We start from the raw sequence: 25,538 nt of genomic DNA on the forward strand, positions 1-25,538 counted from the left end.
TCTAAGGGTGTGTTTGATAGAATACAATTTGTTCTATTGTTGAGATCTAACCTATAGAAAAGGAACAGAGGTTATGTCTTAGGAGGTGAAACACATTGCCAAACATTAAATCAGCGATCAAACGCACAAAAACAAACAACGAGCGCCGCGCGCACAACGCAACAATCAAATCTTCAATGCGCACTGCTATGAAACAAGTTGAAACTTTCGTAAGCAACAACGAAGCAGACAAAGCGAAAGCAGCTCTTTCTGCAGCAGCAAAGAAAATCGATAAAGCAGCTAAAAAAGGTCTTGTCCACAAAAACACCGCAGCTCGTTACAAATCAAACCTAGCGAAAAAAGTGAACGGACTTTCTGCATAATAGAAAGCTTGGCCATGCCAAGCTTTTTTGCTTGCCGTCAAAAAAACGGCTCTCTTAATTGAGAAGCCGTCAGACCGCCGATAAATCGTAAAAACCGCGCGGTCCGCTGGCGGAAGAAAATCAACATGACAATGTGCGCGATGCGCTGCATTGCAAAAATCCAGCCATGGGTAGGCTCTGCGGAAAAGAGAATGCTCTGGGGTCCGACCTTTTTTTGCGTCAAGCCTGAACCCGTGCCGAAGCGAAATATTCGCGGATTGAGTAAACTGGACATGAAATGAAATAGCGTATAAGACTTATCAAGGGGAAGAGCTTTCCTTCCACCTGTCAGCTATGTTCACTCGCACGGCGCTATTTTTTGTGCTAAATATTGTTGATTTTTATACATAGCAAGGGAACTTCCAAAAAAGGAAGTTCCCTTGCTATGTACAAGTATAATCATTCATGGTGTTTAACTTTTAAATGATAACCCTTTTTCCTTCAAAGCAACTCGCAATTTAGGCAAAGATGCCGGTCCCATACCGTGAAATTTCAAAATCTCTTTTTCGCTGTATTTTGACAGATCCTGCAAAGAAGTTATTCCATTGTGTTCCAAAGCTCGTCTGGCTGGCGCAGAGAGCAATGAAAGAAATCCGTTGTCAGGTTTGCGCTGTTGCTCACAAATCGGGCAAACAGGACAATCACTGCTTTTATAATATTCGTGTCCTTTGCTGCAAGTCCTTAAATTCTTTGTCATTTTTACATTTCTCCTTTTCCGCACATTTCAATGTTTCCGATTTTATCTTTTCTTTTTTTGCAATCGTGCCCCTTTGCTATGTTTGGCCTCTGCTGTTCATATTCAGGATACACCGAAACTCGTTAAACTATCTCCCGGAAAAAGAAAGGCTGCGAAATCGTCGGTTTCAGAAATCGAAGCTCCAACTGGTTCCCGGATCGTCATAACGGTTTAGCAAGGATGGTTTTACTTATAACCTGTGAGTAACTGGAGCGGGCATCAAAGTGAAACACGTTTTGAGTAAAGAAAGGGAAGCGCCCCAAAAACAATGCCCCGGACTGAAGCGAAATAGACATAAATCATGAAGGTCCCCATTGTTGTAAAGACTTTTAGGCCAAACTCATTCCTCTTCATCACTCAATTGCTTCACAAAGTCGAGATGCTTATATCCCCAGCTGCACATATCAGTCAACACCGGCGCCAACGTTTTTCCGTGCCCGGTTAAACTATATTCGACCTTCGGAGGGATTTCCTGATAAACTTGCCGTTTGACGAGACCATCATGTTCGAGCTCCCTAAGCTGGTTGGTCAGCATCCCTTGTGTAACCCCAGGGAGCATCCGCCTCAGCTCTCCGAAGCGTTTGGTGCCTTCATGAAGTAATACGAACAGGATCAGCGGCTTCCATTTTCCTCCTATGGCCGCCAAAGTTATGATTATACCTTCCGTCGTCTTCATTTCCTGTACTTTTGACTTCATCTTTGTCAACTCCCGATTCGGTATTCGTGATATCAGTTACGTTACCATATCATTCTGATTCGCGGTAGTACTCTTATTTTACATACATAGTACGGTTTACCGTACTACCATAAAAAAGTTCTTTCACCGCAATCGTACGATTTAAAGGACTATGTACGAAAAAAAAGCGTACTTTGCAATGCCAAAAATATTCGTAATAATTGGGACGAACAAAGGTTCAAGGAAAACAACAAACAGTAAAGGAAGATGTTTATGAACATAATGGTAATTGCAGCACACCCAAATCTGAGGGAGTCCAAATGGAACAAGGCACTAATGAACGAATTGAAAAATCATCCTGATATCTTTATTCGTGATCTGTATCAGGAGTATCAAAATTGGAGTATCGATGTTGAAAAAGAACAGCGATTATTACTTGAATATGACCGGATCGTTCTTCAGTTCCCATTTTATTGGTTCAGCTGTCCGCCTCTTTTGAAAAAATGGTTTGATGATGTGCTGACATACGGCTGGGCGCACGGCCCCGGAGGCGAAAACTTGAAAGGCAAAGAATTCATGATTGCTACGACAACAGGCGGAGCGGAAGAAGAATATCGCGTTGGGGGCCGCAATATGTTCACTGTAGAAGAGTATTTACGGCCGATTGAGGGTACTATTATCCGATGTCACGGCACGTTTCTTCCGGCTTTTGCATCTCACAATCCTAATGACAATATCCTCAAAGCCGAAGCGAAGCGATATGCAAAGCATGTTTTATCACCTAAGGGTGAAGCTTGCCGATTATGAAGGTAAATGGAAAAAGAAATAAGGATAACTGAAAAGGCTGTCGAGATTTTCTCGACAGCCTAACGGCTCTCTTAAAATTAGAGAGCCGTTTTTTCAATCGGACTGCAAAAGCTTGAGCAAAAACAGCTCAAGCAGGAGCTGCTTGTCTTTTTTGCCTGTCTTCATTTCATAATCCATAACGGCGAGATGCTCGATGATGCTTTTCAGCTCTTCTTCAGAAAACAGCCTCGCCTGGTCGATCGCGAGCTTCACCCTGAACGGGTGAACTTTGAGGTTTGAGGCGATTTGCTTTTGCCCGTACCCCTGCTGCGAAAAGTATTTCGTCTGCATCAAAAGCCTGAACTGGTTTGCGATCAGCGCCATCATTTTGATCGGTTCTTCATTTTGCTTTAACAGATCATAGAAAATCTGCAGCGCTTCTGTACGCTTCCGGTTCACAACCTTGTTGATCAATTCAAAAATGTTCTGCTCGAGACCTCTGGCAACGAGCTTTTTGACGTCTTCAAGCGTGATCGAATCCCGATCACCAATATATGTACTAAGCTTTTTCACCTCTTGGGCAATGGCCGACAGGCTGGCATTACACAGGATGACAAGCTCCTCCGCCGCTTCTCGTTCTATGAGCTTCCCCTCTGATTTTGCAAGCCCTGCGATAAAATCAGCCGTTTCCCGGCCGTTCAGTTCTTTTGCTTCAACCATATGGGCGTGTTTTTTCAAGAGCTTGGTCAGCTTTTTCCTCTCATCAAGCTTTTCATAAGGAGCGAGCAGCACAAAAACAGAATAAGGCGCCGGCTGCACAATATAATCCTCCAGGCTCCCGAGGTTATGCTCCGTTTTATCTTTCTTTTTTTCAGCTGTTAAAAAAGACGGGTTTTTCGCAACAACAAGACGCTTATCCCCCATAAACGGAAAAGTTTCAGCATCTTCAACAGCAAGGTCCAATGCCTCTTCTTCCAGATCAAATACGGAAAGGTTGAAATCCTTCGTCTCTTCATCAACAACGGCTTGTCTGATCCTTTGAACCGTCTCCTGCAGAAGATACGTCTCTTTCCCGTATAAACAATAAACAGGATGAATATCGCCTTTTTTTAAGCTTTTCCAAATATCAAATACCGTCATCTGCATTTTCCCCTCTTTCATCCTTCCTTTCTATCCTAAAGCGTGTTTTGCAATTAGTAAAGAGAGAAGCGGAGTCACCCGCTCTCTCATTTATAATAAACGCCTTCCATAAACCCCCGGGTCAGTTTATAGAAGACGATGTTCATAAATTTTAGAAAACGGTTGCATGAAGCTCCTAGATTTTTGCAAAGAATTGAATTATACTGGATATCAATAGGAGGGGTAAATTGTGAATGAATTTGAAAAAGACGTGCAAAGCAAACGTAACGATCTTGTAGATTCAGGTGTCGGTTTTATCGTGTCTTTTGGCTTTTTCGCTACAATGTTTATTATCGCTACTGTTATACATCTGGCCGCTTAATCAAGCCAAGTCATGGACACCGCTTTACTCTCCGTCAGGCAAGCGGCTTTTTGACGGCTGCTGTTTTTCAGCAGTCTTTTTTTCTTGCGGGGAATGTACTTTATCATATGGGGGATGAAGCAAAAACGTTCCGTTTCCGCCTCGAAATAGGTACTGAATCGAACCGTGCCGATCCGTTCTGAATACCTTCACATGGTGGCGGTTTAAGATATCCAGCACTTCCCCGTGGGGATGGCCGTAGCGGTTGTGCTCTCCCGCCGAAATGATGGCTGCTTTCGGCTCAATTTGCTTAATCAGATCTTCCCCCGTAGAACCTTTGCTTCCATGGTGACCGACTTTCAGAATATCCGCTTTAAGATTCGGATACACTTTCATGATCTCATTTTCACCTTCTTTCTCCAAATCGCCCGTTAACAGCCATGAAAATTCGCCCGCTTTCATCCACAATACGAGGGAACCGTTGTTTTTGCTGTTTTTGTCCGCCTCTTTCGGTGAAAGAACATAAAATTCAAGATTGCCAATATGAAGGATGTCACCTCTTTTGGCTACATGCACCTTGACGCCTTCTTTCAAGGCAAGGCGAAGCAGCTTTTCATCAGACGGTTCGGCTGCGAAGCCTTTCGGCACGATCAATTGCTTGACTTTATGTTTTTGGATCAGCACTTGAGCTTCACCAATATGATCCTGATCAGCATGAGTCAAAATTAAAGCATCGAGCTTCTTGACTCCTTTGGATGCCAGAAATGGCATTAATACGCTCTCTCCCAGGGAAAAATCCTTTTTCCGCTTTCTCCACTGCTCTTTCCGGAAGGATACGGTTCCTCCCGTATCAATGAAGACGGTGCCATTCTGACCGGGAGCGCTGACATACATGCTGTCACCTTGGCCGATATCAAGCATTGTGACCTCTCCTTCTCCTGCAAACTGAGGAAGATATAAGTGAATAGCAAACACAGCGGCAAGGAAGCCGGACGAAATCATAACCGCACGAAACGACATCTCTTTTTCAAGAAACAGCAAAAACAGAAAAATAGCTGCGAAGTAGAAAAACAACAAAATATCCGGCGGTTTAACCGCAGAAAAAACGAAAACATCTGCGGCAGACACCGCTTTAACAGCCTGATGGCTCCACACAAGCAGACGGTCCAGCACACAGGCTGCCGCCTCCCCCAAGGGACGAAAACATATGAAAGCCAACAGGCTTCCGAAAGACAGCGGCATGATGATAAAAATATAGAGAGGTATGAAAAGCAGATTCATTACTGTGCTGAGAAATGAAAACTCTTGAAAATGAATAAGCAGAATAGGAAGGGAAGCGAGCTGAGCCAAAAATGACCCCAATAGCAGCTGAGAGATTCGGCTTTTCGGCTTGTTCAATATTTCTTTTGAAAGAATGAAAACGAAGGATACGGCAAAAGAAAGCTGAAATCCGGCTTGAAATAGCAGATAAGGATGATACAGCAGCAGTCCGAGGCAGGCGAGGCTGATCACATCGGCGCTTTTGAAGTTCTTTTTAGACAGTGATGCCAGCAGATAGATTTCAGACATGAGAACCGCCCTCACTACCGACGGGGCGCCTCCGGTCAAAACTGCCGCAACGGGCAGCCCGAAAACGAGCAGCCATTTGGCGCATTCTCTTGTCAAACCGAAGCGAATAAATACGTGGAACAGAGCGGCCGACAACAGACCGACATGAAGCCCGGAAATCGCTAAAAGGTGAATGATCCCAAGGCGCTGATAGCCGTCCAGTACATCTTGTTCAATGAGAAACCGGTCACCGAAAGTAAGCGCTCTTACAATACCGGCAGCCGGGTTCGCCATATTTTCTTCTGTAAAATCAAGGCCCGCTTTTCGGATGTTCAATAGAAATGGCATAAGACCGCCGCCCGGCTTGCAGTTTTCAATGGACTGAACCGCAAATATCCAGTGAATCCCTTTTTGATACAAGGATTCTTTTTGATCAAAAGTTCCAGGAACCGTCTCTTTTTTCGGCGCTCTTAATTCACCTTGCATGACACAGATGCTTCCCGGCTGAAGAGCGGAGAGCGCCCGTTTTTCTTGCGGAGACCGGATCGTATAGCCCGCTTTCAAAGCTTCCCCCTTATCTGTTTCGGCTGTGAATGAAAGCCGGTCTCCGTCCATTATGGGGATATCCCGAACAGAAGCGAGCGTGTGAAATTTGCCTTCATGATAAATCGTTGTATTGAAATGGTCGATCATGTAAAAAGAAGTGAAATATAAAATACAAATCGCTGCACATATGATGAAAAGGAGCATTTGTTTGTTGAAGAAACAGAGGATAAAGAACAGAAAAAAACCGACGGCGAGGAAGAGATAAAGAGAAGAGTGAGCGGAGGCGATTCCGGCTGCCGCTGAAATCGCTCCGCACGGGAAGATGCGATGTCTGTCCATTGAATTACACGTAGCTTGTAAACAGTTTGTTGGCCTCTGCGTGTATTTTCCTGATTTCCTCTTCCTCAAGGCCTTTATCAGCCAGCTGTTTGATCAGATCGGCCACAAACGATAACTTTTCCTGGTTTTTTAAGTCGATAATCATCTCATCGAGCTCTACCTGCTCCACTTTAACAGAAGCCTGATCGAAAAGTTCAACCGCGTAAGGATGGTTTTTGTAATCCTTCGCATAGTATATCGTTTTAATACCTGCCTGAATGATCGATTTACAGCATTGAATGCACGGAAAATGCGTGACATATATTTCAGCGCCTTCGGTCGGAACGCCGAATTTTGCACACTGAAGAATCGCGTTCATCTCGGCGTGAATCGTTCTGATGCAATGCCCGTCCACCATATAGCAGCCTTCATCCGCACAGTGAACACCTCCGGCGATCGATCCGTTGTAGCCCCCTGCGATAATTCGTTTATCCCTGACAATCGTCGCCCCTACAGCAAGCCTTGTACACGTGCTGCGAAGCGCCAGCAAATGGCTTTGCGCCATAAAATATTGATCCCAAGAAATCCGTTCCACTTGTTTTCCCTCCAAAAATACGATGTCGACTTCCCTAAGTTTACATATGTTTATCCGCAAACGTCAATTTACTTTACCGTGATTGAAGATTTTATTCTTTCAAAAGACTTCTCTCCAATTCCCGAAACGTTTGTTATGTCTTCAATCGTCTGAAACATTCCGTTCTCCTCACGGTATTCGATTACCGCTTCCGCTTTTGAAGGACCGATCCCGGGAATCGTCTGAAGCTCCTCAGAGGAAGCCGTATTGATATTGACGATATCACCTGAGCTGCCGTCTGCTCTTGAGTCCGCTTCCGAAAGAGAGCCAGCGGCCTCTTCCCCTTCAAATGGAATGTAAAGAACCATACCGTCCCGCAAAACGGCCGCCAGATTAATTTGCTGTTGGTCCGCTTTTTTCTCGGTGCCGCCTGCTTTTTTCAATGCATCGTGCACCCTGTCTCCCTCCTTCATTTGATAGACGCCCGGATTTTTCACAGCGCCTTTCAAATCGATGATAACCTCCTCTCTCCCCGCGTTTTTTTTAAGCTTCACTTCCTCTTTCTTGTCAAAAGTCTGTGCAGAAGCCTCTTCAGGAATGGAAATGTCGGATGAAGTTTCACGCTTTCCGCTTAACAGCATGAAGGCCGCGCTGATGATCAAGACGAGTGCCACTCCTCCCGCCGCATGCCATTTATATTGTTTTAGCCAATCTGTCAAACTGCTCACCTGCTTTCATACATATTTTTACTGAAGCCTTCATATCGTTTAAAAGATACAGGTTCAAAGGAGGGGAGAACGATTGAATATCGGCTTTATCGGGACAGGAAATATGGGGACCATTTTAATTGAGGCGTTGATTGAATCCAGAGCGGTCATTCCCTCATCTTTAACAATTACTAACCGAACGATCGACAAAGCGTTAAACATAAAAAAACGATTCCCAGACATTCAGGTTGCAGAACGGCCGGAAGAAGTGATTACGGAAAGTGATGCCGTGTTTATCTGTGTAAAGCCGCTGGATATTTATCCTTTGCTAAAGCGGCTCTCACCCGTCTTCACCCGCGATCAGATTGTGGTCACCATTACGAGTCCGGTGCAGGTCGAACAGCTGGAAGCCATCATCTCCTGCCAGGCGGCAAGAGTGATCCCGAGCATTACGAACAGAGCGTTGTCTGGCGTGTCATTATTGACTTTCGGAGAAAGCTGCACAGCTGGGGCAAAAGAAAAATTGACGGCTTTAGTGAGCAAGATCTCAATCCCTCTTGAAATCGAAAGCGGGATTACGAGGGTCGCCTCAGACATTGTCAGCTGCGGCCCCGCCTTTGTCAGTTATTTGGTTCAGGAGTTTATTCAGGCCGCTGTCGAAGAAACCTCCGTATCAAAAGAAGACGCGATTTTAATGACGACAGAAATGCTGGTAGGTTTGGGAAGGCTGCTCGAAACAGGGCATTACACATTGCCCGCCCTGCAGGAAAAGGTGTGCGTTAAAGGCGGTGTAACCGGTGAGGGAATTAAGGCGCTGGAAAGCGGCGTTCAGGATATGTTCCGCCAGATGTTCCGAAACACCCATTTGAAGTATGAAGAAGATATCGCTCTAGTCAAGAAGCAATTTTCCGTTTGATTCATTGTTTCACGAATGCGCTGAGATCTCAACAAAGGAAAAATGCATTATGAAAAACCATCGTTACGATTAAACGATGGTTTTTGTTTTTTTCGCTGTATAAAAATGACGTTCCGACTCTGCGCCAGGCTCCAATTTTGAAAAATCGGCAGTCACGCACTGCACCTCAAATCCGGCTTGCCGCAATAAGCTGATATACTTTTCCGTCTGGAAAGTCCGCTGTTCATGCGATTCATCAAACCTTTCGTATACGCCTCCGCTTTCTACGAAGAAGGTCAAATCGTGAACAGCTGAATGAGGCTCATCCCCCGCATAGCTTTGCCAAATGACGCTGACTTCTTCATCCTGATCGGCATACGTACTTCCCGGAAAAACGACATCCATTTTGTAAATGGAATGAACATCAAACAGAAGAAGCCCGCCTTCTTTTAATAGAGAAAAAACGTTTTTAAAAGTATTGAAAACGTCTTTTTCGCTCTTTAGATAATTCAGCGAGTCACAGCAGATCACAACCGCGTCAAACTCTTGCCCATGCCCGGCAAGTTCGCGCATATCCTGCTGAAAGAACTGAATATCGAGCTGCCGGACGGCTGCTTTGTACTGAGCCTGGGCAAGCATATCTTCGCTGATATCGATTCCTGTGACATCGTAGCCTTTTTCAGCCAAGCGGACCGATATTTCACCCGTTCCGCACGCCAGATCAAGTATCCGTATACGTTCTTTCTGCTGTGCACCGATCGTTTTTTCAATCCAGCTGACCCACTCATCGTAAGGAGCGTGAGACATCAGCTTGTCATAAATACCGGAAAATCCTTTATAGATCATTCATTAACTCCGAACGAAAGGTCTTCAGTCGGCGCGTCTCCCCACAGCTTTTCAAGGTTGTAATAGCCTCGTTCCTCTTTGTGGAAAACGTGGACAACGACATCGCCCAAATCGATCAAAACCCATCTGGCTTCGTCAAAGCCCTCCATTTTCTTCACGTCGATTCCATTTTCTTCAGCTTGATCCTTAATTTCCCGGGCAATGGCCTGAACCTGTTTGTCAGAATTCCCGTGGCAAATCAGAAAATAATCAGCCACGAGGGAAATCCCCTGCATATTCAAGGCGATAATATCTTCCGCCCGTTTATCATCGCAGGCCTCTGCGGCAATTTTTAAAATTGAAGCTTGATCCATTCAGTAATTCCTCCTAATGTCTATCGTTTACTAAAGCATTATATGTGGCGACCGTTTCCGGATAAACAGCCTGATTTTTTGAAATTAAAAAGGTAATCGTATTTTTCAATGCCTGGATAAGGGCCAAATCCAAATCTTCTTCAGCTAGAGTCCGAACCTCTTCAACCCCTGGAAAACGGCGGCCCGGCTCGATATAATCCGCTACATAAATCACTTTCTCAAGAAGAGTCATATTCGGCTTTCCAGATGTATGGAATCGAATTGCTGACAGGATGTCTTCATCCGTAATTCCAACCTCTGTTTTGACAAGCGTTGCTCCTGCCGGCGCATGCCATAGTTCATGATGAAAATCGAGCACTTCAAGCGGCCCGCCTCCGTCGAGGATGATTTGTTTCATTTCCTCTTTCGGGCGAAATTTGGCATAGTCATGAAATATCGCGGCGATTTCGGCTTTTTTCACATCTGCGCCAAACCGTTCGGCAAGTTTTACAGCCGTCTCCATTACGCCGACCGTATGGATGTAGCGCTGTTCTGTCAGCTGTTCTTGCACGCAGGCTAAGGCTTCCTCACGTTTCATATAGATGATTCTCCTTCACATAGACCTTCACTTCGTCAGGGATTAAATAATCTGTCGGCTGCTGATTTTTAATGCGGTCCCTAAGTAAAGATGATGACACTTCAAAAATAGGCACATCGACAAAAACGAGCGGATACGGCGTCTCAATTTGAAAGCCGGGCCGTTTCACCCCGACAAATTGAATCATGTTGACAAGCTTGTCAATGTTTGACCATTTCGGCAGGTATTCCACCATATCCGCGCCGATAATAAAGTAAAACTCATCGTTTGGATATCGGTCTTTCAGCAGGCGAACGGTATCAAATGTATAAGAAGGGCCTTCCCTTTCAAGTTCGATCGTCTCCAATTTAAATTGCTCTTTCCCCGATATAGCGAGCTTCAACATTTCCGCCCTGTGCATACTTAACGAAAACGAGTTTTTTTGTTTATGCGGCGGAATTTGGTTGGGCATGAACCAAATTTCATCAAGATCCAGTTTATACAGGACTTCATTTGCCATTAATAAATGCCCGTTGTGCGGAGGATCAAATGTCCCTCCAAAAATCCCGATTTTCCTCATGATTACCACCTTTAAGCGTTAAGGAAGCTCAATTTTTTTATTTTCTTCAGACTCCTTATACAGCACGATAATGTTTCCGATCGTCTGCACCAGTTCGGCGCGTGCTCCGGCCGCCAGCGCTTCGGCTACTTCGTCTTTAGGCTGCTCGCAGTTTTGCAGCACGCTCACCTTGATCAATTCCCTGGCTTCAAGCGCTTCACTGATTTGTTTGACCATGTTTTCGTTGACTCCGCCTTTACCGACTTGAAAAATCGGTGACAGATGATGCGCTTCCCGGCGCAAATAGCGTTTTTGTTTTCCTGTTAGCATGATTTTCCTCCTAGTTGCTGCAACACAATTGATTTCATTTTTTCCATATTCGGCTCATGTCCGGTCCACAGCTCAAAAGCTAGGGCCGCCTGGCCGATGAACATGCCGACTCCGTCCAATGTTTTCAAGCCTTTTGCTTCAGCCTCCTGCAACAGGGCCGTTTTCAGCGGATTGTAGATAATATCGCATACAAGGCACGTTTCTTTCGCATTCGCCAATGAAAGCGGGGCAGCTTCGATGTTCGGATGCATCCCGACCGACGTCGTTTGAATCACGATATCATATGCTGACAAGTCTGCTTCCGCTTCCTGCAACGACAAAGCACGTGCCTCTCCTTCAAAACGCCGAGTGAACGCTAGTGCCTTTTCAGGCGTACGATTCGCGACGTCCAGCTGCTTCGGCATCTCAGCTGCCAGAGTGGTAAATATCGCCCTCGCCGCACCGCCGGCTCCCATCAACAGTATCGAGAGCTCAGAAAGGGGACGATCAAGGGATGGCTTCAGCGATTTAAGAAACCCTGCTCCATCTGTATTATATCCGACCAGCCCTTCTTTTTCTCTTCTGACAGTGTTGACCGCCCCGAGAGCTTCGGCGCTTTCATCAATACGGTCGAGATGCTTCATGATCGATACTTTATGGGGGACGGTCACATTAAACCCTTGAATGCCAAGGGCTCGCATACCTTTCACAGCATCTTCAAGATCTTCATTTTCCACGCGAAAAGCGTGATAATACCCTTCTAAAGAAAGATCCTCCAAAGCCGCATTATGGATGTCCGGAGACATGGAATGAGCCACCGGATTGCCAATCAGTCCGTATATCGGTTTCATAACTCTCTCCCCTTAGCACTTATATTAGAGATCTGCGTAAAAACACGTGAACACCTTTAGGCGCGTGGGCAACAATTTTTTGGTTCGCCTCTTGGACAGTTACCCAGCCGAGGCCCGAGAACACAACGTCCGTTTTCGGCTCTTTAATCGTAAACGTATGTTTAACAAGCTCCGGAAACGAGTCAAGATCTTCTTTTGCAGGGGGAGCAAGCATTTCCCCAGCGTGCTTTTCATACAGCTGATCCGCGTTTTCAAGCTTTGTTCTGTGGATGTTGAGTTCATTCGGCATATAGCATACAAACGAAGATCTGCCTCCGCTTGCATAATCAAACCGCGACAATCCGCCGAAAAACAGCGTCTGTTCTTCGTTCAGCTGAAAGGTGCGGGGCTTCAGCTCCTTCTTCGGCGTTAATATTTTAAGATCGCGTTTCGCGACATAATGCGCCATTTGATGATGGTTGATGATTCCCGGCGTATCATACATCGCCGATCCGTCATCCAGAGGAATTTCAATCGCGTCAAGCGTCGTCCCCGGATATTGGGATGTCGTAATAATGTCGCCCTCTCCGGAAACCTCTTTAATAATCCGATTGATAAACGTTGATTTCCCTACGTTCGTACACCCGACGACATATACGTCTTTGCCTTGTCTGTAATGTTCGATCGCGTCGATCGCATCTTTCATCCCCTGCCCGCGCCCGGCGCTGACGAGCAGCACATCAACAGGCCTTAAGCCGAGCTCTTTCGCTTCGCGCTTCATCCAGTTTACAAGGCGCTCGCGCTTGACTGATTTAGGGAGAATGTCTGCTTTGTTTCCTATTAATAAGATCGGATTGCCTCCGACAAAGCGGTTTAGGCCGTTGATCCAGCTTCCATTGAAATCAAAGATGTCGACGATTTTCACAATAAGCGAATCCGTTTCCCCGATGCCGTGCAGGATTTTCAAAAAGTCATCGTCCGTCAGTGAAACATCCTGAATTTCGTTATAATTTTTCAATCTGAAGCAGCGCTGACAGATGACATTATCTTTTAACAGCGATGCTTCAGGCGCGTAGCCCAGTTTATTTTTATCTTCGGTTTGAATGGCGACTCCGCATCCGATACAAACTACCTTTTCCATTCTTTAGTCCTCCCACTGAATATGGCCTTTCCGTTTTAAAGCGCTGAGAATTCTGCGTTCCACCTGGCGGTTGAAACGCGTAAAAAAGCCGTCGGAAGCAGCCACAGGCACGACAAGAATGGTATGGAACCCATTGCGGTTCCCTCCCAGCACATCTGTCATGAGCTGATCTCCTATGACAACGACGTCTTCTTTTTTAAGACCCATATTTTTGACGGCTTTTCTGAAAGCTCTGCCCATCGGCTTTTTCGCTTTGTAAATAAACGGAATATTAAGCGGTTCAGAAAATATTTTGACGCGTTTTTCATTATTATTTGAGACAATTGTCACTTTAATGCCGTGCTCTTTCATCTCTTCAAACCACTCGATGAGACGCGGTGTCGCACTAGGCCTGTCCCATTCTACAAGCGTGTTGTCCAAATCCGTAATAATACCTTTTACATTGCGCTCTTTTAGTTTTTCAGGGGTAATATGAAAAATATTTTTTACAAATTCATCCGGCAAAAAGAACTTTTTTAACACAAAGCCGCACCCTTTCCTTTCAATTACTGCTTCTTTTTTCAATGTGTCGAATCAAATCTAAAAGTGTCTTAAAAAATCGGCTGTCCGAAAAGTTTTCGACATATAATAGGATTCTTCAACAGGTGTGGATAAAATTACACACAGTATCCACTCATATTTCATCGACCTTTTATTAAATTATAAACATGATACCCACAAGTTATCCACTTTTTGGTGTGGATAACAGAACGATTGTTCTCGCCCAATATTCATGATAGATTATAGGTACTTCAAACAAAGATCATATAACTTAACATTTTATGCTCATTCCAAACAGGTTATTCCAATTTTTACGAGGAGGTGTCTTCCCCATTAAATGGGTACCGAGTATGAAAAAGCTGTCTGATGAACTTTTAATAGAATCATACATTAAAGCAAATGAGATGAATTTGAACCGCGAATTCATCGAGCTGATTGAAACCGAAATCAAAAGAAGGTCGCTCGGTCATCTGCTTTCCGTCTCTTCATAGCTCAAGCACTCCCGAGCGCTCTTACCGCTTTTTTTCACTTAGGTTGATATTATATCACTTGAATAATACGCTTACTACTGTTTTTCATGAAAAAACACCTCTCTAAAAGAGGTGCTATTTGAAGAATCCGTGAGGACTAAGCCAGTAGAACCCGCCGATGACGAGCAGGACGACTAAAAGGACGACAACGAACGCATATCCGTATGCGGCGCCTGCATATCCGGGATAAGCCGGGTACGAACACGGACCAGCGGGAAAAGGATATCCCATCGCATCATTCCTCCTTTAGACTGTTATAGTAACAGCCTATGAAGAAAAAGGAGAAATGGCTAGGCCTTTTACTTAAATCAAGAAGTTTTTATGACTTTACTTTCATTAATTCCTTCAAAAATAATTCGCGCGCCTTTTGGGGTTAAGTGATTTCCCGATGGGTCGATAAACCCCGAATGGATCAGCTTCTCATCTGTAGCTCCGCCTGCTTTTTTCACGATGTTTTTCCAGTTGTCGATTAGCGGAACATCAAGTTCACGCGCCGTTTCCCTTGTGACGTCATTATAGGAATCGTGCCATTTACGCGCTCCTCCGTATTTTTCAAACGAAGCAGCCCGGTATCTTGCATAATAAAAGATGTTGTCCCCGCTTCCTTCGACGATCGGCAGGCACGTCATTAATATCGGCTCTATCCCGCGGCGGCGGCTTTCTTTAACAAAATAATAGAGGTTTTCTTTAAACCTTTTTTTCGATACGCGCGGCAGCCCTTTCGCAAGAATTGCTGCATCATTTGTTCCGAACATGATAAAAAGATATGCCGGCTCGTCATCCAGCACATCCTTCCTGAACCGAAGCCTGGCGTCTTCCGTTGTTTCTCCGCCTATTCCCGCATTATTTATTTTGTACTGCCCTTGAAGGGAAGTCTGAAGTAAATTGACCCATTTTTCCGCTTTTGGATAATCGCGAAATTGCCAATTTGAGCCGCGTGTATTGCTGTCTCCAAATGCTACGACTTTTCTGGGATCGTCCTCTCCGCAGCCTGCAAGCAGAAGCAGAAAGACGAGGACCATCACCAAGCTTTTTTTCATTCGTACCACCTCCAAAAGCCAATACTACGATCATATAGGAGAGAAGCTGCACTTTCAATGGGAGAAATCTCTGCCATCCTGCAAGCGTTTAGTCCTTACTATGCCTTTAACCTGTCCCCCCTGTTTAAAAACATTCGTATTGGTTCACGGTTTTCCGACAAACAATGAATATGTTTTGACAGGTCGAAAGCCTAATTTTTCAGCGAGGCGAATCGATGCGTCGTTTTGCCGGTCGCAATCCCAGCGCGGTTTCAAGCGGTTCTCTATTGCATACGCGATAAAGGCGCCGGCGCAGCGGACTGCAAACCCACGTCCCCTGTAATCCGGGTGTGTTACGATATCAACTTCGGCAAAGCGTTCCGAACAAAAAATGGTGACACATTCACTGGCGATCACACCTTCATGCGACACTTTAAATCCGAAACCGTTCTTCAAAAAACGGCCTGGCCCTCCCCAATACTCAACCGCGTATTTTTCCGTAAAATTCACGCTTTTTTGAAGGTCATCTTCAGAAAATCTTTCAACACCGGCAAATGCGGCGCTGCGAACATATTCCTCTTTTCCGAGGAAAAATGACACGCGCTCCATTTGCTGCAGAGGCTCGCCAAGCCCCCCGATTAAAAAGGCGTCCCACTCTTCAGAAGCCGAAAACACGGTAAAGCGCGCTCCGTTCCTCTGTTCATTCAGATAATGAAGCCATTCGCTCCTTCCGCTGTCGGGGATATCTCCAGCGACATAATAAATCCCGGTAGCTGTTCGAAAAAGAACAGTGGCCGGTGTGAGGAAATCATCGATATAAACGTTTCCTTCGATAAGTCCTTCGGCTATCGCATGCGCGAATGTCGGACTTTCTTCTGTTAACAAAACCTTTGCTTTTCGTTTTTCACTCGATTTCAGTTCAATCATCATGACTCCCCCTCGAACTTGAGACCGATCGTCAAGCCCCGCTGGCTGATTCGGTGCCGTATTCAATATTGCGGTCAAAGATAAAAACAGACACCGCAATATCCTCCTGAATTTTGATGTCTGTAAAAAGGTGCTCGAGCTTCGCTCCGATGAGCTGCTCCATTCCCTCAGGCACGTGATTGGAGTAGTGTTTCTGAATCAGGGTCGTCCTTGCGGCATGGACCATTTCCCTTCCCTCCGACGTGCTTGCAATAAATTGCTCGCTCGCCGTCAAATTGCCGTAAAGCGTCGAAACTGCCATATTGTCGACAAAGACCGTGTGAATCCGTTCAGGCCCCTTGCCAAACAGCTCTTTTCGAAGCTTGCGGATCATATCGTTGAATTCGTGGATTTTTTTAGACATCATGCATACCCCTTCCGTTTAAACCTTCCATCTGTCTCGATGTCCCCTTAGACATTTCACTTGGTTAAAATTTTCCTATTCTATTGAATTATAATCAATATCACTTTATAATAAAAGCCGGGCTGATGGATTTGTAATACCGTCGTGTTATGAATCTATCGAATTCTGACAATATAGGATTGGTCTGTTAGTAAGCTTTGCTAGTAAACTATTCCGCCATGTATGTCTATACCGCTTTCCGCGCCAGGATTCGGTATATATGTACATGGCTTTTTTGATTTTGAAAAGATGATGGAGGGGAATAAAGATGGACGGAAAGCCAATCAGTGTCCGGATAGACGGCAAAGAAATTAAAGCAGCGGCCGGGGCAACCGTTTTAGACATATTGAACAAAAACGGGTTTGAACACCCGCAAATATGCCATGTTCCGGAGACGGATCCTATTCAAACGTGTGATACCTGTATTGTGGAAGCAGACGGAAAATTAAAACGGGCATGCTCCCTGCGGGCAGAAGACGGAATGACGGTCAGCCTGTCTGGAGAACGGGTCAAAGCAGCACAAAAAGAAGCAATGGACCGCCTGCTCGAAAACCATTTGCTTTATTGTACGGTATGCGACAACAACAACGGCAACTGTACGCTACATAATACGGCAGAAATGATGGGAATCGAAGAGCAGAAATACCCTTACACGCCAAAAGAAGACCCGTCTTGCGCAGTCGATATGTCGCACCCCTTTTACCGCTATGATCCGAATCAGTGCATCGCATGCGGACAATGTGTTGAAGTGTGCCAAAACCTGCAGGTCAATGAGACGCTCTCAATTGATTGGGAGCGTGAACGGCCGCGGGTGATCTGGGATGAAGGCGTTTCAATCAACGAGTCATCATGCGTCAGCTGCGGGCAGTGTGTCACGGTTTGTCCGTGCAATGCGTTAATGGAAAAATCGATGCTTGGAAAAGCCGGGTTCATGACAGGCATCAAACCGGATGTCATGGAGCCAATGATCGACCTTGTCAAAGATGTAGAGCCGGGATACAGCAGCATCTTTGCCGTTTCAGAAGTCGAGGCGGCGATGCGTTCACAGCGGATCAAAAAGACAAAGACCGTCTGTACATTTTGCGGTGTCGGCTGTTCATATGAAGTATGGACAAAAGGCCGTGACATCTTAAAAATTCAGCCTGTGTCAGAAGCTCCCGTCAACGCCATTTCGACGTGTGTGAAAGGGAAATTCGGATGGGATTTCGTAAATGCGGAAGAACGTTTAACCAAACCGCTGATCCGCAAAAATGACGAATTTGTAGAATCAACTTGGGAAGAAGCGCTTGACTACGTCGCCCGCAGATTAGGCTCGATTCGGGAGCAGAGCGGAAAAGACGCCGTCGGGTTTATTTCGTCTTCAAAAATTACGAATGAAGAAAACTACTTGATGCAAAAGCTGGCGCGGCAAGTATTTGGCACAAACAATGTCGACAACTGCTCGCGGTACTGCCAGTCTCCGGCAACGGACGGATTATTCCGCACAGTCGGCATGGGTGGTGATGCCGGCACCATTCAAGACATCGCGAAAGCAGGCCTCGTCATCATCGTCGGCGCCAACCCGGCCGAAGGCCACCCGGTACTGGCAACCCGTGTGAAGCGCGCCCATAAGCTTCACGGACAAAAGCTGATCGTCGCCGACCTTCGCAAAAACGAAATGGCCGAACGCTCGGATCTGTTTATCAGACCGCGGCAAGGAACTGATCAAGTATGGCTGATGGCCGTGACGAAGTATATGATCGACCAAGGCTGGCACGATCAGGCGTTTATCAATGAAAACGTCAATTTCTTTGAAGAATATAAACAATCGCTTGAGACATACACCCTTGAATATGCAGAAAAAATCACAGGCATTAATCAACAGACGCTGATCCAAATCGCTGAGATGATCCGTGACGCCGACGGCACGTGCGTCCTCTGGGGGATGGGAGTCACCCAAAACACAGGCGGTTCCGACACGTCCGCCGCGATTTCAAACCTTCTTTTAGCTACCGGCAATTACCGCCGCCCGGGCGCTGGGGCGTACCCGCTCCGCGGCCACAACAATGTCCAGGGCGCCTGCGATATGGGGACGCTTCCCGGCTGGCTTCCGGGATATCAGCATATTACAGATGACAAAGCGCGGAAAAAGTTCGAAAAAGCTTACGGCACAACAATCGACGAGAAGCCCGGACTCGACAACATCGAAATGCTTCACGCCGTTGAAGAAGGCAAAATGAAAGCCATGTATATCGTCGGAGAAGATATGGCTTTAGTCGATTCAAACGCAAACCGGGTCCATGACATTTTATCAAGCCTTGATTTCCTTGTGGTTCAGGATATGTTTCTTTCAAAAACAGCCCAATACGCCGACGTTGTTCTGCCTGCGTCAGCTTCGCTTGAAAAAGAAGGAACTTTTACAAACACGGAAAGACGCGTCCAGCGATTGTATCAGGCCCTTTCGCCCCTCGGAGACGCAAAGCCGGACTGGGTCATCATTCAAGAGATCGCAAACCGGCTTGGAGCTGACTGGCATTACAGCCACCCGGGAGACATTTTTTCAGAAATGGCAAGCCTGTCACCACTGTTCGCAAAGGCGGATTATGACGCAATTGAAGGATGGAACAGCTTCCTGTGGGGCAGCCTGACCGGAGAAAGCACGCCTCTTTTATATGAAGACGGCTTTAACTTCCCTGATCGGAAAGCGCGCTTTGCCCTAGCAGACTGGACAGAGCCTGCCGAATTCCCTGAAGAGTACGACCTTCACATTAACAACGGCCGAATGCTGGAGCATTTTCACGAAGGAAATATGACGAACAAATCAGCAGGCATCCAAGCCAAAGTGCCGGACGTCTTTGTTGAAGTCTCGCCTGAGCTCGCCAAAGACAGGGGCATCTGCGACGGATCGCAGGTCAGACTGATCTCGCCGTTTGGCTCCGTAAAATTAACCGCGCTTGTGACAGACCGGGTTAGAGCGAACGAATTGTATTTGCCGATGAACTCGACAGATAAAGAATCGGCGATCAATTTCTTGACAGGCCCCGCAGTAGATGCGCGTACCAATACACCTGCTTACAAGCAGACAAAAGTGCGTATGGAAGTGCTCGGCGGATGCGCAGAACCGCCGCTGCCGAAAACAAATCCGCGCAATAAGAAACGCCATCCGCAAAACGGAGCTGAAGTCGAGCGGAAATGGAAGCGTCCGGGGTACGTTCATTTAACAGACTAAATCAAAAGGAGGTCATCACACATGGCAGCTCCCATCACCGCCATCCGCAAAGAAGACAAATCTGAGGAGCAAATGAAGCTTGAAAAATTAGAAGAACTCAAAACCCTTTTGGCTGAACAGGAAGCCGCCGTTTCAAAAACGATGAAGCTTCTCGGCGAACTGAACGGCCTCGGGGTCCTTGATGCCGCAGACAGCATGATCGGCGCGAAGGAAGATATCGCCAAAATCGTCCTCGGCCAGCTGTCTAAAGAGCCGGTCAAAAACCTGATGAATACAGCCATTGCGACAGGCGGCGCGCTCTCCAAAGCCGAACCGGAAATCATGGGGAAACTGGTAGAAAGCATCGTCGCCGGCACAAAACAAGGAGAAGACTTTTTAAAAAGCGATAAAAAAACCGGAGTCCTCGATCTGCTGAAAGCCATGAACGACCCGGACATCAACCGGGCCGTCGGCTTCGGCCTGCAATTTTTAAAAGGCATGGGAAAAGCATTGAAAGACTAACAAATAAGAAAACCGGCTCACCACTTTGAGCCGGTTTTCTTATTGGCGATAGAAGCAAACGCTTTCTGTCGCCTCATTTGCTGTGTGTTTCATCTTTTTTATTCAGCGATTCTTTTAAAATATTAAAAACTGCCACCGCAATAACGACAGTCATTAAACCTGTCGTCAGCGGGTTTGGGAAGGTTTCCTGAACTCCGATCATGACCACGCTCAGTACAATTAACGAAAGTATGAACAGACGTTTGTTTTTCATCTGCCGCACCGGACCGACTGGTTGATAACGTTTACCCTATGGTGAACCGTCCGGCACCCTCACCTCCTTGCCTTTATTATCCCGCTCTTGTTAACTTTTGTAAACGGATAAAAAATGGAAGCGGTTGCACCAGTCGCCATCACCGGCGAAAACAAGCGGCTTCATGCAGAACAGAACGCCGGAATATTTGGCAGTCCGGCAATTTTGCCGCGTACAGACACAGACATCCCCCCTCCCACATACATTTACATATAGGCTTCTGCCTACATACATTATGTGGAGGTGCCGATAATGACAGGTGTTTTTGCAGCGCTCGGTTATGTCATCAAGGAACTCGTTTTTTTAGTATCATATGTGAAAAACAATGCCTTTCCACAACCGCTGTCAAGCAGTGACGAAAAAAAGTACTTGGAGCTGATGGCCCAGGGGGATGAACACGCGAGAAACATGCTGATCGAGCATAACCTCCGGCTGGTCGCCCACATCGTCAAAAAATTCGAAAACACAGGCGAGGATGCAGAAGACCTGATTTCCATCGGAACGATCGGGCTGATCAAAGCAATCGAAAGCTATTCAGCCGGAAAAGGAACAAAGCTCGCCACTTATGCGGCGCGGTGTATAGAAAACGAGATCCTCATGCATTTGCGGGCATTGAAAAAAACGAAAAAAGACGTCTCACTCCACGACCCGATCGGCCAGGACAAAGAAGGCAACGAAATCAGTTTGATTGATGTCCTCAAATCAGAAAACGAAGACGTCATCGACACCATCCAGCTCAACATGGAGCTTGAAAAAGTCAAAAAATACATCGACATCCTTGACGGCAGAGAAAAAGAAGTCATCGTCGGCCGCTTCGGTCTTGATTTGAAGAAAGAAAAAACGCAGCGCGAGATCGCGAAGGAGCTTGGGATCTCGCGGAGCTATGTGTCTCGGATTGAGAAGCGGGCGCTGATGAAGATGTTTCATGAATTTTACCGGGCTGAGAAGGAGAAGCGGAAGAAGGCGAAGGGGAAATGAGATCAATGAAGAGGCTTGGGATGATATAAAACCCAGCCTCTTTTTATGCGAGCTAATTTGGCTGGATAACGGGTGCGATCATTGGCCTGGTAACGAGCATCCCGACTCCCCCAAAGCAGCCAAACAGATTTTTTTATTTCATCTGCCCTACCTTTAGGGGAGCATATAATAACGCGGAGATCATTTTATAACAAAAAACTATTTATATCCGTCCAGCAGATAGCAATGGCTTTGAAATAATCTTCACCGAATTGTATTTGTTTTGTTGTGCTCTGCCTTCCACCTAATTTTTCATAAAAATTTATCGATGGATTACCGGCTAAAACCCATACCATTAATGATTTTATGTTTTTCTTTACAAGCTCCTCTACAACCGCCCTCATTAGTCGAGAGCCGATTCCTTTTTTTTGATACTGTAACAACAGATAAATCGCGGAAACTTCACCCTTATATTTGCTAAGATGATCGCGATTTGGACCTCCGGAAGCAAAGCCTATAATTTTACCGTCGGTTTCTTCTGCAACATAGACAATATCTTGATTTTGAGGATCACTTAATGAAGTTTTCCAAAGCTCTGCCTGATTTTCGACAGAGAGCTTAGATAACGTGTCATCAGGCAATACTCCTTGATATGTGGTTTTCCAACTTTCCACATGAACTTCGGCAATTGAATTAGCGTCTGACACTTTGGCTTTTCTTATTAAAAACATTTTTCCTCCTATAATTAATATTTTTCTTAAAGAGGATATCGCAAATATCGGCGGCTTCTCTTAAATGGTTAAAATCTGAATATATCAATTGTTCAGAAGGAATCTTCACAGATAAATTAACTAATGTAGATATTGCATCACCCATATTTAACCCTAAGTTTATATGTTGTGTCAATAAAGCTTTTAATATTAAATAGCTATCTAATTTTTTTATTAAAGGGGAAGAAATATGACTCATTTTTTTATCTAATATTATAATTTGTTTAATTACTGTTGGTGTATCGGCAATCCGTTCGCAAACTTCTGTAGCTGGTACGTTTATTTTTATAAGCTCACACTCTGAATTAGTTTCCCAAATTCCAAGTGGTCGTGGGTAAGGTTCAACTATATTACTGCGATTATGTATTATCGATAATTCATCAGTAACTAAATAATAACCATAATTGTTAACTAACTCTAAGGATAAAGTACTTTTTCCATATCCCCTTTCTCCGACAATTAACATACTATTACCATTACTGTCAGAAATGCAAGAGGCATGGATTCCGATAAATCGATTTGATAAAGGTGGTACTGAAAAAGGCGGTAAAGGGGGTTCAAGCTTGTCCCAAACAGTATAATTAGAAGAACCTCCGGGCAATTTTATACGAATACCTTCTAATATACCAGATTGATTTTCAGGTCTTGATCGAAACAAATACCGCCCTTGTTCTTTCCAGTCACACTCTACTATAATATCAGGACCTGTATATGGATCTTCACTAATGAAAATTGGGAAATGTTCCTTGATTTGTTTCAAGCATTCTTCATGTAAACATTCTACTTTTATAAGTGAACCAAACATTTCGAAAAAAGCTGAATGTTTTTTTACCATAGAATCATCCTTTATTTATAAAAATATAAGTTAGTTTATTTAATGAATTAAATTCATCTAATTTTTCAAGCAATAGCTTTAACTCTGTTATGGGAATTATAACCATATATTTTTCTTTAGGATCGTATAAAAAAATTTTTTCTTTAGAATTTAATAAGGCACATTTCCATCCTTTTTTAAAAACTTTTTCAAACAATAATTCGAATAACATATTATCTTTCTCCTTTCGGAACTCCAATACTGAATAAATATGTTGCACATCTATCATATTGTGTAATTCCTAATTTTCCGAAAAGGGCCTTGTCTTTCACTGCAGGGGTTAAAAATACACCCAAGTCTTCTCTCGTAGCAGTTAAACATATGCGCTGACCTAATTTTCCTAAAGATATAAATTGTTCTTCGTATTTTTTTGATGAAGAAACATCCATTTCATTTATCATTACAATATTAAACGCTCCTGCACTTGCAGGATACTGCCCAATTGCTAAATCCTGAAATTCTTTTCTGTTTAAACTGATCCCGGTTTTTTTTATTTGCCAGCGGTCATCTTTATTGATAATCTTATAACAACCATTTTTTATTTTTGTTATATTAAAAGCGACTATATATATATTTAAAGACAAACCTTCTGTTATAGGGAAAATTGAATCGATAATGTTTTTAAAAGATTCAAAGGTTACAATATCATTCTCGAATTCTCTAACTGTTCTTCTTTTCATTAATGAATTTTCTAAATTCTCAAATCCCCTTCTTGGACTTTCTTCATAAAAACTTGAATTTTTTTTGTAGCTCAGTTCTGTAATAGTATGGGCATGTTGAAGTAAAGAAGGATACCAACCATATATCGACCACTTAGCTATATGATTATACCAATCTTTAGCTATGGGTTCAGGAATGAGTCCATAATTGTTTATGAGATTATAGAGTCTCTTTTCTGGATCTTCATTATAATAGTTAACAGAATTTAATATGTTCTTTATATCAGTTAATCGATCCCCTCTTTGAGAGGGTAAACAATGAGTTAGTACTTCAAGGTCTGAAATATTTAAATGTAATTGTCTTTGCTCTGGATAAATGATATTTAAGAAAATTGCACCGTTTTTAATTTCAATCCAGGAAAATGGATTTGTTAATAAATTTAAAGCAGTATATGAACTTACTCTATTAACCAATTTTTTTAGGAAAACAGGGGTGTAAATTTTATTTTGGTTATTAAGATTCATTTTTTCTATGCCGACATGTAAAATGTTAAATGCAGGCTCTTTCATCCAATTAATTCCTAATGTTTCTGCTACTTCAGTTGCTTCAGTTATTCCCCCTTTAATTAAATTATAACTGGCCTTTGATATTAAAAGTTTAAATGTTTCTATAACATGTCCAATATCGATTAGCATTGGACGAAAAGCTCGAATGTCTCTATATCTCCACATAGCTCTTTCTGGACAAACAGTGAATAATATTGAAAAATCTGTCCCTTCTGGTAAGATATGATCTAATTTAATATTACTGCTATCTAGTTTTACAAGTGAATGTGTTTCTGTATCATAGGCATAATTCCCCTCTTTAATATTCCCGATTGCTTTTCTGATAAGTAAAATCCCTTCAGTAGGATGTCTCCCACCTCCTGAAGGACTTGTTCTTTTTAACAAAGGTCCTGTAGGACCTTTAATTTCTCCTATTTTTCCAAGAGTTAAATATAATAAATTAGCAATGAAATTTTCATTTATTGGTCCGTTTTTAACAATGCTCACTGTATCATTCAATGTCGGTTTTTTTAGAAATATTGGTTCCCCTTCTACCTTACGATATATTGAAGGAGGTGTAGTATGTCTTTTATATTGGTCCATAATTTTTAAGTCTTTTTCCAGCCAAAAGGGATCGCTATAATCTCGAAACGGATAATTAAAGTTTGATAACTGATATAAATATGTATAATTTGTTTGGGTTTTCAAAGGATAAATTGATTTTCGAATTATATTTAAATCAATTAATTTATAGATTAAATTTTTTGTTACTTGGCTATCATTTTTAAAGTAACTTAAGAGGTCATCTATATTAATAGGAACAGAAGCTTTAATTAATATACTGATTATTTTGAAACTTGAAATTAAAAAACTCTTTTTGTTCTCAGCATCGAAAATAATCCATTTAGCAGACGAATAAAGATTGGGATTATGGAGACGACTTTGAATGATTAATAAGTTAGGGTTTGTTACAATGTTTGTTTGAATGGATTTTATAAAGGTTTTCAAATAA

31 protein-coding genes are annotated in these 25,538 nt (G+C 43.9%); 8 read left to right on the top strand and 23 right to left on the bottom strand.

Translation table 11 applies throughout. The features are described from left to right. Nucleotides 1-95: 95 nt before the first annotated feature. A complete protein-coding gene (gene rpsT, locus MHI30_RS13665; protein ID WP_020452267.1) occupies nt 96-362 on the top strand; it encodes a 30S ribosomal protein S20 in 267 nt (88 codons plus the stop codon). Between the two features lie 451 nt (nt 363-813). Here the strand turns inward: rpsT and MHI30_RS13670 are convergent, their stop codons facing one another. Together MHI30_RS13670 and MHI30_RS13675 are read right to left on the bottom strand one after the other, a co-directional pair. Next, nucleotides 814-1,098: an RNA polymerase alpha subunit C-terminal domain-containing protein gene (locus MHI30_RS13670; protein WP_020452268.1), complete on the bottom strand. Its 285-nt coding sequence runs from the start codon at nt 1,096-1,098 to the stop codon at nt 814-816. A 379-nt stretch (nt 1,099-1,477) separates the two neighbouring features. Next, nucleotides 1,478-1,834 (bottom strand): winged helix-turn-helix transcriptional regulator, encoded by a 357-nt coding sequence (locus MHI30_RS13675; protein ID WP_020452269.1) that lies wholly within the window; start codon nt 1,832-1,834, stop codon nt 1,478-1,480. A 252-nt stretch (nt 1,835-2,086) separates the two neighbouring features. Here MHI30_RS13675 and MHI30_RS13680 point away from each other — a divergent pair, with 252 nt between their 5' ends. Then, the gene (locus MHI30_RS13680; RefSeq protein ID WP_020452270.1) at nt 2,087-2,620 is read left to right on the top strand and encodes an NAD(P)H-dependent oxidoreductase; all 534 of its coding nucleotides are present in this window, start codon (nt 2,087-2,089) and stop codon (nt 2,618-2,620) included. A 93-nt stretch (nt 2,621-2,713) separates the two neighbouring features. Here the strand turns inward: MHI30_RS13680 and holA are convergent, their stop codons facing one another. Continuing rightward, on the bottom strand, nt 2,714-3,739 hold the full coding sequence (gene holA, locus MHI30_RS13685; RefSeq protein ID WP_167564576.1) for a DNA polymerase III subunit delta: 1,026 nt from the start codon (nt 3,737-3,739) through the stop codon (nt 2,714-2,716). Between the two features lie 229 nt (nt 3,740-3,968). Between holA and MHI30_RS13690 the strand changes: the two genes are divergently transcribed. Further along, on the top strand, nt 3,969-4,100 hold the full coding sequence (locus MHI30_RS13690) for a YqzM family protein (RefSeq protein ID WP_003183686.1): 132 nt from the start codon (nt 3,969-3,971) through the stop codon (nt 4,098-4,100). A 24-nt stretch (nt 4,101-4,124) separates the two neighbouring features. Here the strand turns inward: MHI30_RS13690 and MHI30_RS13695 are convergent, their stop codons facing one another. The 3 genes from MHI30_RS13695 to MHI30_RS13705 form a co-directional block, all read right to left on the bottom strand. After that, nucleotides 4,125-6,512 carry a DNA internalization-related competence protein ComEC/Rec2 gene (locus MHI30_RS13695; protein ID WP_075752233.1) on the bottom strand — a complete coding sequence of 796 codons (2,388 nt, stop codon included), beginning with the start codon at nt 6,510-6,512 and terminating at the stop codon, nt 4,125-4,127. Between the two features lie 4 nt (nt 6,513-6,516). Beyond that, on the bottom strand, nt 6,517-7,086 hold the full coding sequence (locus MHI30_RS13700) for a ComE operon protein 2 (RefSeq protein WP_020452273.1): 570 nt from the start codon (nt 7,084-7,086) through the stop codon (nt 6,517-6,519). Nucleotides 7,087-7,154: 68 nt separating this feature from the next. Beyond that, nucleotides 7,155-7,784, bottom strand: coding sequence for a helix-hairpin-helix domain-containing protein (locus MHI30_RS13705; protein WP_075752231.1), 630 nt, complete (start codon nt 7,782-7,784; stop codon nt 7,155-7,157). Nucleotides 7,785-7,866: 82 nt separating this feature from the next. Here MHI30_RS13705 and comER point away from each other — a divergent pair, with 82 nt between their 5' ends. Then, nucleotides 7,867-8,688, top strand: coding sequence for a late competence protein ComER (gene comER, locus MHI30_RS13710; RefSeq protein WP_075752229.1), 822 nt, complete (start codon nt 7,867-7,869; stop codon nt 8,686-8,688). Between the two features lie 69 nt (nt 8,689-8,757). Here comER and MHI30_RS13715 read toward each other — a convergent pair whose 3' ends face one another. From MHI30_RS13715 to MHI30_RS13750, 8 genes are read right to left on the bottom strand one after another with little or no spacing between them, the layout of a single operon-like run. Then, on the bottom strand, nt 8,758-9,513 hold the full coding sequence (locus tag MHI30_RS13715; protein ID WP_020452276.1) for a class I SAM-dependent methyltransferase: 756 nt from the start codon (nt 9,511-9,513) through the stop codon (nt 8,758-8,760). Continuing rightward, the gene (rsfS, locus tag MHI30_RS13720; RefSeq protein WP_020452277.1) at nt 9,510-9,866 is read right to left on the bottom strand and encodes a ribosome silencing factor; all 357 of its coding nucleotides are present in this window, start codon (nt 9,864-9,866) and stop codon (nt 9,510-9,512) included. The genes MHI30_RS13715 and rsfS overlap by 4 nt, the downstream gene beginning before the upstream one ends. 13 nt (nt 9,867-9,879) lie before the next feature. Further along, nucleotides 9,880-10,443, bottom strand: a complete 564-nt coding sequence (gene yqeK, locus MHI30_RS13725) for a bis(5'-nucleosyl)-tetraphosphatase (symmetrical) YqeK (protein ID WP_020452278.1) — start codon at nt 10,441-10,443, stop codon at nt 9,880-9,882. Beyond that, a complete protein-coding gene (locus tag MHI30_RS13730) occupies nt 10,433-11,002 on the bottom strand; it encodes a nicotinate-nucleotide adenylyltransferase (protein WP_075752227.1) in 570 nt (189 codons plus the stop codon). Before MHI30_RS13730 ends, yqeK begins: the two co-directional genes overlap by 11 nt. An 18-nt stretch (nt 11,003-11,020) precedes the next feature. After that, nucleotides 11,021-11,311 carry a ribosome assembly RNA-binding protein YhbY gene (yhbY, locus tag MHI30_RS13735; RefSeq protein ID WP_075752225.1) on the bottom strand — a complete coding sequence of 97 codons (291 nt, stop codon included), beginning with the start codon at nt 11,309-11,311 and terminating at the stop codon, nt 11,021-11,023. After that, nucleotides 11,305-12,141 carry a shikimate dehydrogenase gene (aroE, locus tag MHI30_RS13740; RefSeq protein ID WP_075752223.1) on the bottom strand — a complete coding sequence of 279 codons (837 nt, stop codon included), beginning with the start codon at nt 12,139-12,141 and terminating at the stop codon, nt 11,305-11,307. The genes yhbY and aroE overlap by 7 nt, the downstream gene beginning before the upstream one ends. Before the next feature lie 19 nt (nt 12,142-12,160). Further along, nucleotides 12,161-13,261, bottom strand: a complete 1,101-nt coding sequence (gene yqeH / locus MHI30_RS13745) for a ribosome biogenesis GTPase YqeH (RefSeq protein WP_023855259.1) — start codon at nt 13,259-13,261, stop codon at nt 12,161-12,163. Nucleotides 13,262-13,264: 3 nt separating this feature from the next. Further along, nucleotides 13,265-13,783 (bottom strand): YqeG family HAD IIIA-type phosphatase, encoded by a 519-nt coding sequence (locus MHI30_RS13750; protein WP_020452282.1) that lies wholly within the window; start codon nt 13,781-13,783, stop codon nt 13,265-13,267. Nucleotides 13,784-14,151: 368 nt separating this feature from the next. Between MHI30_RS13750 and MHI30_RS13755 the strand changes: the two genes are divergently transcribed. Further along, a complete protein-coding gene (locus tag MHI30_RS13755; RefSeq protein ID WP_003183713.1) occupies nt 14,152-14,292 on the top strand; it encodes a sporulation histidine kinase inhibitor Sda in 141 nt (46 codons plus the stop codon). Nucleotides 14,293-14,406: 114 nt separating this feature from the next. Here the strand turns inward: MHI30_RS13755 and MHI30_RS13760 are convergent, their stop codons facing one another. From MHI30_RS13760 to MHI30_RS13775, 4 genes are all read right to left on the bottom strand, one after another. Then, nucleotides 14,407-14,562: a hypothetical protein gene (locus tag MHI30_RS13760; protein ID WP_023855260.1), complete on the bottom strand. Its 156-nt coding sequence runs from the start codon at nt 14,560-14,562 to the stop codon at nt 14,407-14,409. Between the two features lie 77 nt (nt 14,563-14,639). After that, a complete protein-coding gene (locus MHI30_RS13765; RefSeq protein WP_237562613.1) occupies nt 14,640-15,353 on the bottom strand; it encodes an SGNH/GDSL hydrolase family protein in 714 nt (237 codons plus the stop codon). Nucleotides 15,354-15,515: 162 nt separating this feature from the next. Next, complete coding sequence (locus MHI30_RS13770; RefSeq protein WP_020452284.1) at nt 15,516-16,280, bottom strand: GNAT family N-acetyltransferase; 765 nt, start codon at nt 16,278-16,280, stop codon at nt 15,516-15,518. 28 nt (nt 16,281-16,308) lie between these two features. Next, nucleotides 16,309-16,680, bottom strand: coding sequence for a DUF2294 domain-containing protein (locus MHI30_RS13775; protein ID WP_025811122.1), 372 nt, complete (start codon nt 16,678-16,680; stop codon nt 16,309-16,311). A 307-nt stretch (nt 16,681-16,987) separates the two neighbouring features. Between MHI30_RS13775 and fdhF the strand changes: the two genes are divergently transcribed. Together fdhF and MHI30_RS13785 are read left to right on the top strand one after the other, a co-directional pair. Further along, nucleotides 16,988-19,927, top strand: coding sequence for a formate dehydrogenase subunit alpha (gene fdhF, locus MHI30_RS13780; RefSeq protein ID WP_020452286.1), 2,940 nt, complete (start codon nt 16,988-16,990; stop codon nt 19,925-19,927). Between the two features lie 21 nt (nt 19,928-19,948). Then, nucleotides 19,949-20,428, top strand: a complete 480-nt coding sequence (locus tag MHI30_RS13785) for a DUF1641 domain-containing protein (protein WP_075752219.1) — start codon at nt 19,949-19,951, stop codon at nt 20,426-20,428. A 73-nt stretch (nt 20,429-20,501) separates the two neighbouring features. Here the strand turns inward: MHI30_RS13785 and MHI30_RS13790 are convergent, their stop codons facing one another. Continuing rightward, complete coding sequence (locus tag MHI30_RS13790) at nt 20,502-20,681, bottom strand: hypothetical protein (RefSeq protein WP_154495329.1); 180 nt, start codon at nt 20,679-20,681, stop codon at nt 20,502-20,504. A gap of 291 nt (nt 20,682-20,972) precedes the next feature. Here MHI30_RS13790 and sigK point away from each other — a divergent pair, with 291 nt between their 5' ends. After that, the gene (gene sigK / locus MHI30_RS13795; RefSeq protein WP_003183729.1) at nt 20,973-21,698 is read left to right on the top strand and encodes an RNA polymerase sporulation sigma factor SigK; all 726 of its coding nucleotides are present in this window, start codon (nt 20,973-20,975) and stop codon (nt 21,696-21,698) included. Between the two features lie 185 nt (nt 21,699-21,883). On the opposite strand, the gene MHI30_RS13800 is transcribed toward sigK, so the two are convergent. Genes MHI30_RS13800 through MHI30_RS13815 form a run of 4 tightly spaced genes read right to left on the bottom strand, consistent with a single transcriptional unit; the run spans nt 21,884 to nt 25,534 of the window. Beyond that, a complete protein-coding gene (locus tag MHI30_RS13800) occupies nt 21,884-22,408 on the bottom strand; it encodes a GNAT family N-acetyltransferase (RefSeq protein ID WP_020452288.1) in 525 nt (174 codons plus the stop codon). Beyond that, complete coding sequence (locus MHI30_RS13805; RefSeq protein WP_075752217.1) at nt 22,371-23,282, bottom strand: hypothetical protein; 912 nt, start codon at nt 23,280-23,282, stop codon at nt 22,371-22,373. Before MHI30_RS13805 ends, MHI30_RS13800 begins: the two co-directional genes overlap by 38 nt. 4 nt (nt 23,283-23,286) lie before the next feature. Further along, the gene (locus MHI30_RS13810; protein WP_075752215.1) at nt 23,287-23,493 is read right to left on the bottom strand and encodes a hypothetical protein; all 207 of its coding nucleotides are present in this window, start codon (nt 23,491-23,493) and stop codon (nt 23,287-23,289) included. Between the two features lies 1 nt (nt 23,494). Next, entirely contained in the window at nt 23,495-25,534 is a 2,040-nt protein-coding gene (locus MHI30_RS13815) for a hypothetical protein (protein WP_075752213.1), read from the bottom strand. Nucleotides 25,535-25,538 lie beyond the last annotated feature (4 nt).

Origin of the sequence: Bacillus sp. FSL L8-0528, assembly GCF_038593085.1 — a bacterium.
Lineage (GTDB): Bacteria > Bacillota > Bacilli > Bacillales > Bacillaceae > Bacillus > Bacillus paralicheniformis.